We start from the raw sequence: 361 nt of genomic DNA, 5'->3' as shown, positions 1-361 counted from the left end.
GCTGAAAACCAAGAATGTTTGTTGGAAGGCATGAAAGAACTTTTCCGGCAAGCAGGTGGTGTTCCGCGAAAAATCCGAATTGACAATATGTCAACTGCCGTAACGCAGACAAAATCCAGGACTGAACCAGCCATACTTACTGATGGGTTCCTCCGGTTTGCTACGCATTATGGATTTGAAACTCAGGTATGCAACCCGCGTAGTGGAAATGAAAAGGGGAGCGTAGAAAATAAAGTTGGTTATGTACGGTACAACTTTTTTTCAAGCACACCAATCATGAAAGATTTTGTCAGTTTTAATGAGGCATTGGCTAAGGAGTTAGCACAGGATCGAGAGCGAATCCATTACGAAAAACAGGTTT

The 361-nt window shown here is 42.7% G+C and carries 1 pseudogene; it reads left to right on the top strand.

Features of this window, described 5'->3' with window-relative positions:
• Nucleotides 1–361 (top strand): annotated as a pseudogene (locus ACFSR0_RS10965) (IS21 family transposase); the annotation flags it as partial.

Source organism: Enterococcus camelliae (assembly GCF_042685105.1).
GTDB classification, from domain to species: domain Bacteria; phylum Bacillota; class Bacilli; order Lactobacillales; family Enterococcaceae; genus Enterococcus_G; species Enterococcus_G camelliae.
Note: the sequence above shows the minus strand (reverse complement) of the source record. Positions and strands in the feature narration are given on the sequence as shown.